13 protein-coding genes are annotated in these 12,624 nt (G+C 69.8%); 4 read left to right on the top strand and 9 right to left on the bottom strand.

The annotated features are described in order from the left end of the window. Positions 1–212: 212 nt before the first annotated feature. From SAHL_RS08845 to SAHL_RS08830, 4 genes are read left to right on the top strand one after another with little or no spacing between them, the layout of a single operon-like run. Positions 213–1,469 carry an NAD(P)/FAD-dependent oxidoreductase gene (locus tag SAHL_RS08845; protein ID WP_123591054.1) on the top strand — a complete coding sequence of 419 codons (1,257 nt, stop codon included), beginning with the start codon at positions 213–215 and terminating at the stop codon, positions 1,467–1,469. Continuing rightward, entirely contained in the window at positions 1,469–2,236 is a 768-nt protein-coding gene (locus SAHL_RS08840; RefSeq protein WP_123591053.1) for a DUF1365 domain-containing protein, read from the top strand. Before SAHL_RS08845 ends, SAHL_RS08840 begins: the two co-directional genes overlap by 1 nt. A gap of 7 nt (positions 2,237–2,243) precedes the next feature. Continuing rightward, complete coding sequence (locus SAHL_RS08835; RefSeq protein WP_245968457.1) at positions 2,244–3,476, top strand: SAM-dependent methyltransferase; 1,233 nt, start codon at positions 2,244–2,246, stop codon at positions 3,474–3,476. Then, on the top strand, positions 3,473–4,807 hold the full coding sequence (locus tag SAHL_RS08830) for an MFS transporter (protein WP_123591051.1): 1,335 nt from the start codon (positions 3,473–3,475) through the stop codon (positions 4,805–4,807). The genes SAHL_RS08835 and SAHL_RS08830 overlap by 4 nt, the downstream gene beginning before the upstream one ends. Before the next feature lie 570 nt (positions 4,808–5,377). Here SAHL_RS08830 and SAHL_RS08825 read toward each other — a convergent pair. The 9 genes from SAHL_RS08825 to SAHL_RS08790 all read right to left on the bottom strand — a co-directional run bounded on the left by SAHL_RS08825 (position 5,378) and on the right by SAHL_RS08790 (position 12,566). Then, complete coding sequence (locus tag SAHL_RS08825) at positions 5,378–5,986, bottom strand: SCO family protein (RefSeq protein WP_123591050.1); 609 nt, start codon at positions 5,984–5,986, stop codon at positions 5,378–5,380. Further along, entirely contained in the window at positions 5,983–6,858 is an 876-nt protein-coding gene (locus SAHL_RS08820; protein ID WP_123591049.1) for a cytochrome c oxidase assembly protein, read from the bottom strand. Before SAHL_RS08820 ends, SAHL_RS08825 begins: the two co-directional genes overlap by 4 nt. A 4-nt stretch (positions 6,859–6,862) precedes the next feature. After that, positions 6,863–7,348: a YiiD C-terminal domain-containing protein gene (locus SAHL_RS08815; RefSeq protein WP_184947555.1), complete on the bottom strand. Its 486-nt coding sequence runs from the start codon at positions 7,346–7,348 to the stop codon at positions 6,863–6,865. A gap of 1 nt (position 7,349) precedes the next feature. After that, complete coding sequence (locus tag SAHL_RS17820; RefSeq protein WP_123632001.1) at positions 7,350–7,541, bottom strand: hypothetical protein; 192 nt, start codon at positions 7,539–7,541, stop codon at positions 7,350–7,352. Continuing rightward, on the bottom strand, positions 7,538–8,293 hold the full coding sequence (locus SAHL_RS08810) for an SDR family NAD(P)-dependent oxidoreductase (protein WP_123591047.1): 756 nt from the start codon (positions 8,291–8,293) through the stop codon (positions 7,538–7,540). Before SAHL_RS08810 ends, SAHL_RS17820 begins: the two co-directional genes overlap by 4 nt. Then, positions 8,290–9,225 carry an acyltransferase gene (locus tag SAHL_RS08805; RefSeq protein ID WP_184947553.1) on the bottom strand — a complete coding sequence of 312 codons (936 nt, stop codon included), beginning with the start codon at positions 9,223–9,225 and terminating at the stop codon, positions 8,290–8,292. Before SAHL_RS08805 ends, SAHL_RS08810 begins: the two co-directional genes overlap by 4 nt. Before the next feature lie 118 nt (positions 9,226–9,343). Beyond that, positions 9,344–10,390 (bottom strand): uroporphyrinogen decarboxylase, encoded by a 1,047-nt coding sequence (gene hemE / locus SAHL_RS08800; RefSeq protein ID WP_123591045.1) that lies wholly within the window; start codon positions 10,388–10,390, stop codon positions 9,344–9,346. A gap of 91 nt (positions 10,391–10,481) precedes the next feature. Beyond that, positions 10,482–11,210, bottom strand: a complete 729-nt coding sequence (gene pyrF / locus SAHL_RS08795; protein WP_123591044.1) for an orotidine-5'-phosphate decarboxylase — start codon at positions 11,208–11,210, stop codon at positions 10,482–10,484. A gap of 294 nt (positions 11,211–11,504) precedes the next feature. Then, complete coding sequence (locus tag SAHL_RS08790) at positions 11,505–12,566, bottom strand: NAD-dependent epimerase/dehydratase family protein (protein WP_184947564.1); 1,062 nt, start codon at positions 12,564–12,566, stop codon at positions 11,505–11,507. Positions 12,567–12,624: the final 58 nt, after the last annotated feature.

Here is a 12,624-nt window from a genome sequence, read left to right as displayed (position 1 = left end):
GGTCGTCGATGCCTGGGCCCTGAGCGCGTCGCCGACGCCCTCCGGCGATCGCCGACGAACGGGCGGATCGCGCGATGGCGCGGCGGGCCGGGCTTGAAAAACGCGGCGTAGAGCATAGCCCAAACACGAAACCGGGTAAAAAGGCATCCACCCGCGCGGGCGCGCCGTATGACCGCTCTTTGGCGGCAGTTTCCGGTCACAGGACGAACCACATGCAGCGAATCGCCATCGTGGGCAGCGGCATCGCCGGGCTGGGCGCGGCCTGGCTGCTGCGCGAGCAGGCCGATGTCACGGTGTTCGAGGCCGAGGCCCGCGCCGGCGGCCACGCCCATACGGTGATGGCCGGCACACAGCCGGTCGATACCGGCTTCATCGTGCTGAACGACCGGAATTATCCGTATTTTCAGTCGCTTCTGGCCGAGCTCGAGGTGCCGACCACGGCCAGCGACATGTCCTTCGGCGTATCCATCGCGGGCGGCGCGATCGAGTGGGCGGGCGATAGCTGGCGCACGCTGTTCGCCCAGACGCGGCGCATCGCCGATGCCGCGCACTGGCGCATGCTGGCCGACATCCTGCGCTTCAATCGCCAGGGCAAACGCCTGATCGCGAACGACGCGCTGCCCGACGAGCCGCTGGGCGCGTTCCTCGACCGAAACCGCTACGGCCGCGCCTTCGCCGCGCGCTATCTTCTGCCCATGGCCGCGGCCATCTGGTCGACGCCGGCTGCCGGCATGCGTGATTTTCCGGTCGCGCCGTTCCTGCGGTTCTTCGACAACCACGGGCTGCTGGATATCCGCGATCGGCCGCAGTGGCGTACGGTCGCCGGCGGCAGCCGGCGCTACGTGCAGGCGATCGCCGCGGCGCTCGGCGCGCGCCTGCGGCTGGACTGTGCGGTCACCGGCGTCGAGCGCGACGCCGCCGGCGTGCGTGTGACGACCGCCCGCGGCGACGACGAACACTTCGACCATGTCGTGTTCGCCTGCCACGCCGATACCACCCGGGCACTGCTGGCCGGGCCGTCGTCGGCCGAGCAGCGGCTGCTGTCGGCGTTCGATTTCCAGCGCAACCGGGCGATCCTGCACACCGATGCCGCGCTGATGCCGCGCCGGCGCGCGGTCTGGTCGTCCTGGAACTATCTCGCCGATCGCGATGCGGTCTCCGATCAGCGCGTTGCGGTGACGTACTGGATGAACCGGCTGCAGTCGATTGCCGGCGCCACCGACTATTTCGTCAGTCTCAATCCACTGACTGAACCGGCGGCCGGGCGCGTCATCCGCGAGCTGACCTACGACCATCCCGTGCTCGACGGCCGCGCGGTCGCGGCTCAGCGCGAGCTGGACACGATCCAGGGCGCGGGCGGCGTCTGGCACTGCGGCGCCTGGTGCGGCTACGGTTTTCACGAGGACGGTCTCGCGGCCGCGGTCCGCGTGGCCGAGGGACTGGGTGCGCGCGTGGCCTGGCGTCGGTGATGGCGGCACACGCGCTCTACATTGCCCGCATCATGCACCGGCGGCCGGGCGCGCCGCGCTATCGTTTCGGCTACCGGGCGTGGTACCTGCTGCTGGACATCGACGCGATCGACGCCGCCTGCGCGGCCACGCCGCTGCTCTCGCGCAATCGTTTCAACTGGCTGTCGTTCCACGACGCCGACCATGGCCCGCACGACGGCAGTCCGCTGCGGCCGTGGCTGGAGGCACTGCTGGCCGATCGCGGCGTGACCCTGGCCGGCGGCCGCGTGCGCCTGCTGGCGATGCCGCGGGTGCTCGGCTATGGCTTCAATCCGCTCAGCCTGTTCTACTGCGAGCACGCCGACGGCGGGCTGCGCGCGATCGTCGCCCAGGTCCACAACACTTTCGGCGAGCATCACTTCTACGTACTCCACGCCGAGGGTGCGGCGATGGGTCCGCAGGTCACGGCGGACAAGGCCAAGCGGTTTCACGTCTCGCCCTTTCTCGATCGTGACGGCCGCTATCGCTTTCATTTTCTGGATCCCGACGAGCGCCTGGGCGTGGGTATCCGGCTGTACGACGACAGCGGTCAGACGCTGCGCATCGCCACCACGCTGACCGGCGAGCGCCGACCGCTGACCACCGCCGCCCTGCTGCGGGCCGCGCTGGCGCGGCCGCTGCTGCCCTTCAAGGTCATCGCCGCAATCCACTGGCAGGCGCTCAAGCTCTGGCTGCGCGGCGCCGGCTATCGCCCCAAACCCAAACCGCACGACTCCAATGTGTCCTGAAGCCGTCATGCATTCGAGCCACCGCGCGACCAAGCAAACCGGCCGGCCGGCGACCTGGCGCGAGCGTCAGGTCGTCAAACGCCTGGACCGGCTGCATACCGGCCGTCTCGAGGTCGCGCTGCCCGGCGGCTCGCTGGCGCTGTTCGTCGGCCGCCGACCGGGGCCGAGCGCGGCCCTGCGCATCGTCTCGCCGCGCATGGTCACGCGCCTGTTCAAGGCCGGTTCCATCGGCTTCGCCGAAGGCTATATGGCCGGGGAGTGGGACACGCCGGATCTGGCCGCACTCATCTATCTGCTGCACCTCAACGAGGATGCGCTCGAGCCGGATTTCTCGCGCCTGCAGCATTTGTATACCGCGATGAGTGCGGTGCGGCACCGCCTGCGCCGCAACTCGCGCCGCGGCGCGCGGCGCAACATCGCCTATCACTACGATCTGGGCAACGACTTCTACGGCCTGTGGCTGGACGAGACCTGGACCTATTCCTCGGCCCTGTTCGCGCATCCGGAGGAGGATCTGGCGAGCGCCCAGCGGCGCAAGTACGCCCGCCTGCTGGCCCGGCTCGACGTGCAGCCGGGCGACCGCATCCTCGAGATCGGCTGCGGCTGGGGCGGGTTCGCCCGCTACGCCGCCCGCCAGGCCGACTGCCACGTCACCGGTCTGACGCTGTCGACCGAGCAGCTGACCTTCGCCCGCCGGGCCGCGACCGAGGCCGGGCTGGAACAGCAGCTGGACTTCCAGCTGCGCGATTACCGCGACGTCGACGAGCGCTTCGATCACGTCGTCTCCATCGAGATGTACGAGGCCGTGGGCGAGCGCTACTGGCCGGACTACTTCGGTGCGATCTTCCGCGCGCTCAAACCCGGCGGACGGGCCGCGATCCAGGCGATCACGATCGACGACAGCCGCTTCGACTACTACCGCGCGAACGTGGACTTCATTCAGGAGTACATCTTCCCGGGCGGCATGCTCGCCTCGCCGGCCGTGTTCGAGCGCGAGGCCGCCCGCGCCGGGCTGAACGTGCGCGAACGCGACTTCCACGGCCGCGACTATGCGCGCACGCTCATGCGCTGGGACGCGCGGGTGGTCGCGCGCGGCGCCGAGATCGAGGCCCTGCACGGGGCGTCGTTCCTGCGCATGTGGCGCTACTATCTCGCCTACTGCGCGGCGGGCTTCAACTCCGGCAACATCGATCTCATGCAGATCGCGCTCGAGCGTCCGATCGGGGAGAGCGCCCGATGAGGGCGGTCGGCTATCGCTGGCCGATGCTGTCGGCCTATGGTCTGCTCGGCCTGCCGCTGGCGGCCCTGGGGCTGCCACTGACGGTCTATCTGCCGCCGTTCTACGCCGAGATGCCGGCGCTCAATACCGGCCTGGTCGGCGTGCTGATATTCGCCGCACGCCTGTTTGACGTGATCTCGGACCCGCTCATCGGCACCGCCTCGGATCGGCTGACGACGCGTTTCGGCCGGCGCCGGCCGTTCATCGCGCTCGGGACGCCGCTGCTGATGCTGGCGGCCTGGTTCCTGTTCGTGCCGGGCGCCGATGCGGGTGCGGCGTATCTGCTGGTCTGGAGCATGCTGGCCTATCTGGGCTGGACCCTGATCTATCTGCCCTACACCACGCTCGGCGCCGAGCTCTCGGCGGACTACGACGAGCGTTCGCGCATCACCGCCTGGCGCGAGGGCTTTTTCGTGCTCGGCACGCTCGCGGCGATCCTGCTGCCGGCGCTCGCCCAGCGCGCGGCCGGCGACGCGGCGGCGGGCCTGGCGGCGATCGCGGTGTTTCTGCTCGTGGCCCTGCCGCTGACCACGGCCGTGTTTCTGTGGCGCGTGCCCGAGCCCGACGGCGGGCGAGCCTCGCATATCCGCTGGGCGCAGAGCTGGCGGCTGCTCGCGGCCAACGCCCCGTTCCGACGCCTGCTGATCGCGTATCTGTTGAACGGCGCGGCCAACGGCCTGCCGGCGGCGCTGTTCCTGTTCTTCGTGATCGGAATTCTTGGCGGCAGCGAGGTCACCGGCGGCGTCTTTCTGGCCATCTACTTCCTCTCCGCGGTGCTCGGGCTGCCGCTGTGGCTGCGCATCGGCCGCAACTGGTCCAAGCATCGGCTCTGGTGCGCGTCCATGCTCTGGGTGAGCGCGGTGTTCGTGTTCACCGTGACGCTGGGCGAGGGCGACTACATCGCCTACGGTGTGATCTGCGTGCTCGGCGGCGCCTGTCTCGGTGTGGATCAGGCGATCGCCGCCTCCATCCAGGCGGATGTCATCGACGAGGACACCGCGGCCGGCGGCGACGGCCGGGCCGGGCTGTACTTCGGCCTCTGGGGCATGGCCACCAAGCTGGCCTTCGCGATCGCGCTGGGCATCGCCTATCCGATGCTCTGGCTGGCCGGCTTCGAGGCCGGCGGCGACAACGACGCCACCGCGCTGTGGACGCTCGCCGTGCTCTACGGCCTGCTGCCGGTGGCGATCAAGCTCGGCGTGGTGGCGTTGATGTGGCACTTCCCGCTCGACCGGCGCCGCCACGCCGAGCTGCAGAGCGAGATCGGCCGGCGGGAACCCTCGAGCAGCTGAGTCACTCGGGCCGTCTCCGATCGGTCAGCCGCGCTCGCGCCGACGCCCGAGCCCGCGGGCCGGCACGTAGGGCGATGAAACGTGCCGAGGGCACGCGAACGCCGTACCTTCGCCGAAAGCGGCTGAGCCGGGTGTGTTGCGGGTGCGGCCCGGAATGCGGGCGCGGCCCGCTGAAGCCTGTGAGGTGTCGTTTCCCGGCGCGTCGCTGCACTCGCCGTCGTGCGCACGCGCCCGGAGCAATGCCGTAAGAAAGCCTGGCCTGGAAGATCTCCGCCGGCCGAGGCGGCGTCGCAGCCTCGCCGCGTCCGGCCCGGCGCCTGCGTTCGCGGCGCTCGGGACGGAAGCGCGATCCGTGCGACCGGAACGGGCGTATCGCTCCTGGGCCTGTTAGATACCATGCGAACGCCGCGTTGGCGACTGCATAGCGTGTGCGGCAAGTCGCGAGTCGCCGATTGGGGCGGGTCACGATCCAGACTGGCGATGCCGCGGCGCGCGCGACGCCTCGTCTTGCTGCCCATGGTCCATTGTCAGGAAGCGCCTGGCACGGGCTCGCAGTAAGCGTTAACAGGCCTAGTCGACGCGTTCGAGCAGTTTCTTCAGATCGGCGCGCAGTGCGTCCACGCTCTGTTCCTGATTGACCAGCAGCCGTGCCTTGCCTTCCGGGCCGAACACGAAGATCGCGCTGCTGTGCGAGACCAGATAGAAGCCGTTGTCGTTGGGCTCACCGTAGCCGTAGGTCACGCGGTAGCGCTTCGACAGCGCCTTGAGCTGCTCCTGGCTGCCCGTGAGCCCGACGAAGCGCGGCCCGAAACTCGAGGTGAACTGCGCCAGGCGTTCCGGGTCGTCGCGCTCGGGGTCGACGCTGACGAACAGCACGTCGATGTTCTCGCGGGTCGTGTCGTCCAGGCCCCCGAGCGCGGCACGGATGCGGGCCATCGTGGCCGGGCAGATGTCAGGACAGTTGGTGTAGCCGAAGAACAGCAGTTTGAGCCTGCCGTCATAGTCGTCGGCCTCGACGGCGTTGCCGTTCTCGTCGGTCAGATTGAAGGCGAGATCCGGCATCACGCCTTCGATGTCGTGGGCGTTGTACTCCGGTTCGCCGCCACTGCAGGCGGCGAGCAGCGCGGTCGCGGCGAGTGCGAACACGACAAACAGGCGGCGGGGCAGGCGATGGTTCATACGGTCTGGCGCTCATCGGGTCGGGAAGCGGTCACGGCGGGCTCGGTCGGCGATGCGGTGCTGCGGTCGTGTACGAAGCCCAGCCGCAGGAGGATGAGGGTGGCGACCACGCTCATCATCGCGGCCGGAATCCACGTGATCAGGCCGCCGAGCTGCTGGTCGACGATGGGCGATATCGGAAAGGCGCGCCCGCAGACGGCATAGACGTCGTAGACGGTGTCCGGGGCGAGCGCGATATAGGCGCCGATCGCGATCTGCGGCGGCATCACCGCCCACAGCACGATGATGCGCAGGCCGATGGAATAGGTCGTCGGCGTGGCGCCGGGCCGGCGCGGGTCCAGCATGAACCACCAGAACAGCAGCCCGTCGACGGCCATCGACAGGTTCATCAGCCAGTAGTCGCGGGCCGAGAGCATGGCCGTGAAGTGCACCGACGGCCACAGCCAGAAATAGATCAGGCCGACGAACAGGGCCGCGCTGATCACCGGATGCTGGAGTACGCGATACAGCCCCGCAACCGGCGGCAGGGCGCCGAGCCCGCGCATGCCGCGCGACAGCCACAGCGGCGCACCCGCGGCCAGCACGGCGGTGGGCATGGACAGCGCGATCAGGAACGGCCCCAGATGATGCAGTATCAGATGCTGGGCCCGGTGGATGAAGAACATGTACTGGGCGTAGTAGTCGACATAGGTCTGCATCACCGCGTACATGGACGCCAGCCCCACGAAGAACGCGATCGCCGGCAACACGTCGCGCGCCCGTCGGCGGCGTGCCAGCCCGCGGACATAGCAGGCCGCCACGATCGCGAACAGGGCGATCAGCCAGTACAGGGGCTCCCACGGCGTGAGCCAGCGTGCGATCTCGGCGGCCATTCCCCTATGACCCCGATTCGTCGCGGGGGTTGCGCACGCCGGGCGCGGCGGTGGCGACAAACGTGCCGTCGAACTCGAAGGCGGTGTTGCCGTCGTCGTCGGCTATCCGGACGGTGAGTTCCAGACGTCCGCGGCCGCGGTGCGCCACGGCGTCGACGAAGCGGGCGAGCACGGCGGCCTCGGGCAGATCCATGCGCGTCGTCAGCGCACGTCGCAGCGGGGCGAGATAGCGCGTCTCCGCGCGCTGGACGACGACGGCGGCGTCGAGGCCGGTGCTCGTGACCAGCCACTGCGTCTGGGCGAAGCCGGCCACCAGGGCGACGACATAGAGGCTGCCGCCGAAGACCGTGCCGTGCAGGTTGCGGTTGGCGTCGAAGGGCGCCTCGGCGCGCACGCTGCCGTCGGCGTCCAGCGCGAGCCGGATGCCGGCCGCCCGGGCCAGCGGGATCTCGTCGGCGACCCGGCGCTGCAGCCGCTCGAGCGTGTCCACGTCAGCGCTTCCAGTCGTCCTTGTCGCGCTCCTCCTCGGCCCAGGCGTCGTCGTCGAGATCGCGCAGCTTGCTGCGATCGACGTGCTTGAGATCCTCGCGGCTGGAGGCGATCTGGCGTCGCACCCACTGCAGGATGCCGAATGCGGCGACCACGAGGACGACAATGACGATCAGCCAGACGAGCGTTTTCATGAGCGGCCTCCGGCGATGCGCCGGATCAGAGGAAAGTACAACGCATAGGGTAGCCGCTGCAGCGTCTTGAGCACATAGGACAGCCGTTTCGGGAAGGTGATCTCGAAGCCGCGGCCGTCGAGCCCGCGCCGGATCCGGCGGGCGGCATCGTCCGGCTCGATGATGAACGGCATGGGAAAGCGGTTCTTGTCGGTCAGCGGCGTGCGCACGAAGCCCGGCGTGATCACGCGCACGTCGATGCCGCGCGGCGCCAGATCCAGGGCCAGCCCTTCGGCGAGGGCGATCATCGCCGCCTTGGAGGCACAGTAGGGCGCGCCGTCCGGCAGGCCGCGGAAGCCGGCCACGCTGGCGGTCAGCGCGATCTGGCCGCGGCCCCGCGCGCGCATGGCCGGCAGTACCGCGCCGATGCCGTTGACCGCGCCGCCGTAGTTGACGTGCATGCGCTCGCGCACGTCGGCGGCGTCGAAGCGATCCACCGAAAAGCCGCTGCCCACGCCGGCGTTGAACACCGCGCGGTCGATCGGCCCGAGCCGGCGTTCGATGTCGGCGGCGACGGTGACGTTGGCGTCCGCATCGGTCACGTCGAGGGCGAACGGGTGGATCGCCGCCGGCGCCCGCGCCCGGACCGCGGCGAGTCGCTCGGCGTCGCGTCCGGAGACGGCCACCTGCCAGCCGTGCCCGGCCAGTTCCACCGCGAGCGCGGCGCCGATGCCCGAGCTGGCGCCGGTGATCCAGGCCACGCCCGCCGTCATCGGGCGTCTCCGAGCCGGTCGAAGCGGGTCGCGGACTGACGCGGATCCTGGAGCGCGGAAACTTCGGCGTCCTTTTCCGCCCAGACGCCTTCCAGCCAGCGCTTGAATCGCTCGCGGTACTCGGAATCGGCGCTGTAGTCGCCGTCGAACAGGTCGCGCGGGACATCGAGCCGGCGCACGCGGATCACCACCTCGGGGATCCGGCCGCAGAGAAAATCCCAGAACCGCGGTTCGGGCGTATTGACGTAGGCCACGCTCATGTCGAGCACGCCGTCGAGTACGTCGCGCATGGCGTTGATGGCGAAGGCCGTGCCGCCGGCCTTGGGCGGCAGCAGCGCGGCGTAGGGCGAGCCGGCCGCCGCGCGCTTGGCGGCGGTCGAGCGGGTGCCTTCGGCGTAGTTGACGATCGAGACCGGCCATTCGCGGAACACCGCGCAGGCGCGGCGCACCGTCTCCATATCCTGATTGCGCAGACCGGGGTTGCGCTCGAGCTCGGCCCGGCTGTGGCGTTTCATGAACGGAAAATCCAGCGCCCAGCAGGCCAGCCCCACCACCGGCAGCCAGCGCAGCCGCTCCTTGATGAAGTAGCGCGGAAAGGGGAGCTGCGGCTCGACCACGTGGCACAGCAGCATCACGTCGGCCCAGCACTGATGATTCGAGATCAGCACGTAGCGGCCATCCGGATCGTCGGGCACCTGCTGGTCGTAGGTCACCCGGGTGCCGGAGACGCCGACGATGACGGCGTTGACGCCGCGCGCCCACCAGCGGGCGACCCAGAGCACGGCGCGCGTGGCCGGCGTGCGCACCGCCGGCCAGGGCGTGGCCAGCTTCACCAGGCTGGCGGGCAGCAGCGGGATGAACCAGAACAGGGTGACGAGCACCATGCCCGCGACCGCGATCGCGCCGCGCAGCGGTTCGAGCCAGCGTTTCATCGGGGCGCACCCGGCGGCGTCGTGACGGTCATGGCGGCAATGTAGCGCCTGCGGTGCGTCGCGCCAACCTTTCGCCTCGAGCCCGCGGTCGGGGCGCGCCCGGCTTGCGCGCCCGTCATCAGCGGGCCGAGAATTCGTGCACCGCGTCGACCAGCGCGGCGACGTGGTCGGGCTTGATGTCCGGGGTGACGCCGTGGCCGAGGTTGAACACATGCCCGGGACCGTCGCCGAAGCGCGCCAGCACGTCGCGCACGTGTTCGCGGATGACCGCCGGCCGGGCGTGCAGTACCGCCGGGTCGAGGTTGCCCTGCAGCGCGACCCGGTCGCCCACGCGGGCGCGGGCGGCGTCGATGTCGATGGTCCAGTCCAGCCCGAGCGCGGCCGCGCCGGTGTCGGCCATCGATTCCAGCCACGGTCCGCCGCCCTTGGTGAACAGGATCGCGGGCACGTGGCCGCCGTCCGGCGCCGGCTCCAGCGCGTCCACGATCGCCTGCATGTAGGCCAGCGAGAACTCGCGATAGCCGGCGGGGGTCAACACGCCGCCCCAGGTGTCGAAGATCTGCACCGCCTGGGCGCCGGCGGCGATCTGGGCGTTGAGATAGGCCGCGACCGAGCGCGCGAGCACGTCCAGCAGCTGGTGCAGCGCTTCGGGCGCGTCGTACATCAGCTTCTTGATGTGGGCGTAGTTCTTGGACGGGCCGCCCTCGACCATGTAGGTGGCCAGCGTCCACGGGCTGCCGGCGAAACCGATCAGCGGCGTGCGCCCGTCCAGCTCGCGCCGGATCAGCTCGACCGCGGCCGGCACGTAGCCGAGCTCGCGATCGATGTCGGGCACCGTCAGCCGGGCGATCTCGTCGGGGGTGCGCACCGGATGATGGAAATGCGGCCCCTCGCCGGCGACGAAGTGCAGGCCCAGGCCCATGGCCTCGGGAATGGTGAGGATGTCCGAGAACAGGATGGCGGCGTCGAAGTCGAAGCGCCGCAGCGGCTGCAGCGTGACCTCGCAGGCGAGCTCCGGGTTCTGGCACAGGGTCAGGAAGCTGCCGGCCTGTTCGCGCAGCTTGCGGTATTCGGGCAGATAGCGTCCGGCCTGACGCATCAGCCAGACCGGCGTGGCGTCGACGGGTTCGCGCGCGAGCGCGCGCAGCAGGCGATCGTGTGACATGCAAAGGGCTCTTGGGGCCGGCAGTGGCTGCCGACGGACGATTCTGGCGGGCAGTTTACCGGTCCCGAACCGGCGGCCGATAGGCGTGCGGTCAGTCGCCGCGTTCGGCCACCGCGGCCGCGATCTCGTCCTGGATGGCCGCGGCCGCCGCGGCCGGGTCCGCGGCCTCGCGGATCGGGCGGCCCACGACCAGATGATCGGCCCCGGAGGCGATGGCGCGGCGCGGCGTCATCACCCGTTTCTGGTCGTCCGGAGCGCGCTCGTCGTTGGCCACCGGTCGGATGCCGGGCGTGACCGCGATCAGCCGCTCGGGTGCTTCCGCACGCAGCCGCTCGACCTCCAGGCCGGAGGACACGACCCCGTCGCAGCCGGCCGCCAGCGCGCGCCGCGCCCGCGACAGCACGAGTGTCGGGATGTCGCAGGCGAAGCCCATGTCGTCGAGGTCGCCCTGGTCGAGACTGGTCAGGGCGGTCACCGCCAGGATGCGGGCGCTGCCGCTGCGCGCCTCGGCCGCCGCCGCCATGATGCCCTGATTGCCGTGCACGGTGATGAAGTCGACGTCGCGCGCGCACAGCCGCGTCACCGCCGCCGCCACCGTGGCCGGCACGTCGAACAGCTTGACGTCCACGAACACCTTCTTGCCCCGGGCCTTGAGCCAGTCCACCAGCTCGAAGTAGCCGGGCGACATCGCCAGCTCCAGACCCACCTTGTAGAAAGTCACGGTATCGCCCAGACGCACGACCAGCGACCGGGCCGACTCGGTGTCGGCCACGTCGAGTGCGAAGATCAGGCGGTCGCGGTCGTCCGGTATCGGCGTCATGGCGGGATCGGGGCGGCGAGGGAAATCGAGGGCCGCAATTCTGGCATGTCGGAAGCCGGTTGGCTCGGTCCCGCGAGTGTGCCATGGGGCCATCGGCGGCCGAAGCGGCCGCCTTGGATCACGCGACGTGTCCCGTACGGGCGCCGGCGTCGATCACGCCGCAGCCGACTCGGCCGCGCCCGTTGAAATGCACGGCGATGACAGACCGGGCTTGTATCCATCGGCCCGCGCTCGGCCTGTGCCGGTCTGTCGTACCGCCTCGAGACCCGAACCGGTTCGACGCGCGATCGGGTGCTACGCGCGTATCGGTGGAATGATCCGCTCGGCCGCGAGACGGTCGAACAGGTCGAAGAACACGGAACGGGTCTCGCGGTGGGCGTGGAAGCCGAAATTCCGGCACTTGTTGATGTCGTTCACGCATTCCTGGGTACGGCCCAGATCACCGTCGGTATGCCACCAGGACGCGAGCTTCGTCACATCCGGTTCGATCAGGCCGTGGGTCTGGGCGATCGTGCGCCAGGTGTCTTCGACGCCCGCCATCTGCGAGGCGAGCGGCCGCGGCGTGTCGGGGCAGTCGGCGACCTCGACACCGAAGTAGCCGCCGATCTCATGCCACAGGCGCCGCCAGCGGAAGACATCGCCGTTGACCGTGTTGAATGCCTGGTTGGCCGCCCCTGGCGCGAGTGCGGCCCATTCCATCTGGCGTGCGAGCAGCAGCGCGTCGGTCAGGTCGGTGAGATAGTGCCACTGCTCCTGTGAGCCGGGGAACGTGAACGCCTTGCCGGTCTCGCGGCAGATCGTGGCATACACCGCGAGCGTCGTGCCCATATTCATGATGTTGCCGGGCGCATAGCCGATCACGGTATGCGGGCGGTGCACGTTCCAGGCGATGCCGTAACGCTCGGCGACATCGCGCATGATGTCTTCGAGCGTGTAGTAGAAGTTGGGGCCGGGCACGCGCTCGGCCGATTCGCGGAAGGGTGTTTCCACCCGGCCGCTGCCGTAGGCCTCGAACGAACCGAGGTACTGCTTGGTGCCGGTCACGAGCGAGACGTGTTCGAGCCGCTCGGGGTCGAGCGCGGCGAACAGGTTGTTCATCATCGCGCCGTTGGCTTCGACGTTGTCTTTTTCGTTGTCGCGCTGGGTCCAGGTGCAATAGAACACGTGGGTGATCGGCAGCGACTTCAGTGCCGTGGCCGTACTGTCGGCGTCCAGCAGGTCGGCCGCGACCGGGATGACACCGCCGGTGCGCTCGGCGCGGCGCGACAGGCCGTAGACCGTCCAGCCGCTGGCGACCAGATACTGCGCGAGGTTGCCGCCGGTGATGCCGGTGGCGCCGACGACTAGCCCGGATATTGCATCAAGCCAGCGATGACCGCGGCTTGGGCGGCTAATCGCCCACCGCGTGCGGTTT

Source organism: Salinisphaera orenii subsp. halophila YIM 95161, from assembly GCF_003732545.1.
GTDB classification, from domain to species: domain Bacteria; phylum Pseudomonadota; class Gammaproteobacteria; order Nevskiales; family Salinisphaeraceae; genus Salinisphaera; species Salinisphaera orenii_A.
The sequence above is the reverse complement of the archived record's forward strand: the minus strand, read 5'-3'. Positions and strand labels throughout refer to the sequence as shown.

Excerpts from the sequence above, each read along its gene's own strand:
- SAHL_RS08845 (WP_123591054.1), top strand. The coding sequence starts at position 213 with ATGCAGCGAATCGCCATCGTGGGCAGCGGCATCGCCGGGCTGGGCGCG.
- SAHL_RS08840 (WP_123591053.1), top strand. The coding sequence starts at position 1,469 with ATGGCGGCACACGCGCTCTACATTGCCCGCATCATGCACCGGCGGCCG.
- SAHL_RS08835 (WP_245968457.1), top strand. The coding sequence starts at position 2,244 with ATGCATTCGAGCCACCGCGCGACCAAGCAAACCGGCCGGCCGGCGACC.
- SAHL_RS08830 (WP_123591051.1), top strand. The coding sequence starts at position 3,473 with ATGAGGGCGGTCGGCTATCGCTGGCCGATGCTGTCGGCCTATGGTCTG.
- SAHL_RS08825 (WP_123591050.1), bottom strand. The coding sequence starts at position 5,986 with ATGAACCATCGCCTGCCCCGCCGCCTGTTTGTCGTGTTCGCACTCGCC.
- SAHL_RS08820 (WP_123591049.1), bottom strand. The coding sequence starts at position 6,858 with ATGGCCGCCGAGATCGCACGCTGGCTCACGCCGTGGGAGCCCCTGTAC.
- SAHL_RS17820 (WP_123632001.1), bottom strand. The coding sequence starts at position 7,541 with ATGAAAACGCTCGTCTGGCTGATCGTCATTGTCGTCCTCGTGGTCGCC.
- SAHL_RS08810 (WP_123591047.1), bottom strand. The coding sequence starts at position 8,293 with ATGACGGCGGGCGTGGCCTGGATCACCGGCGCCAGCTCGGGCATCGGC.
- SAHL_RS08805 (WP_184947553.1), bottom strand. The coding sequence starts at position 9,225 with ATGAAACGCTGGCTCGAACCGCTGCGCGGCGCGATCGCGGTCGCGGGC.
- hemE (WP_123591045.1), bottom strand. The coding sequence starts at position 10,390 with ATGTCACACGATCGCCTGCTGCGCGCGCTCGCGCGCGAACCCGTCGAC.
- pyrF (WP_123591044.1), bottom strand. The coding sequence starts at position 11,210 with ATGACGCCGATACCGGACGACCGCGACCGCCTGATCTTCGCACTCGAC.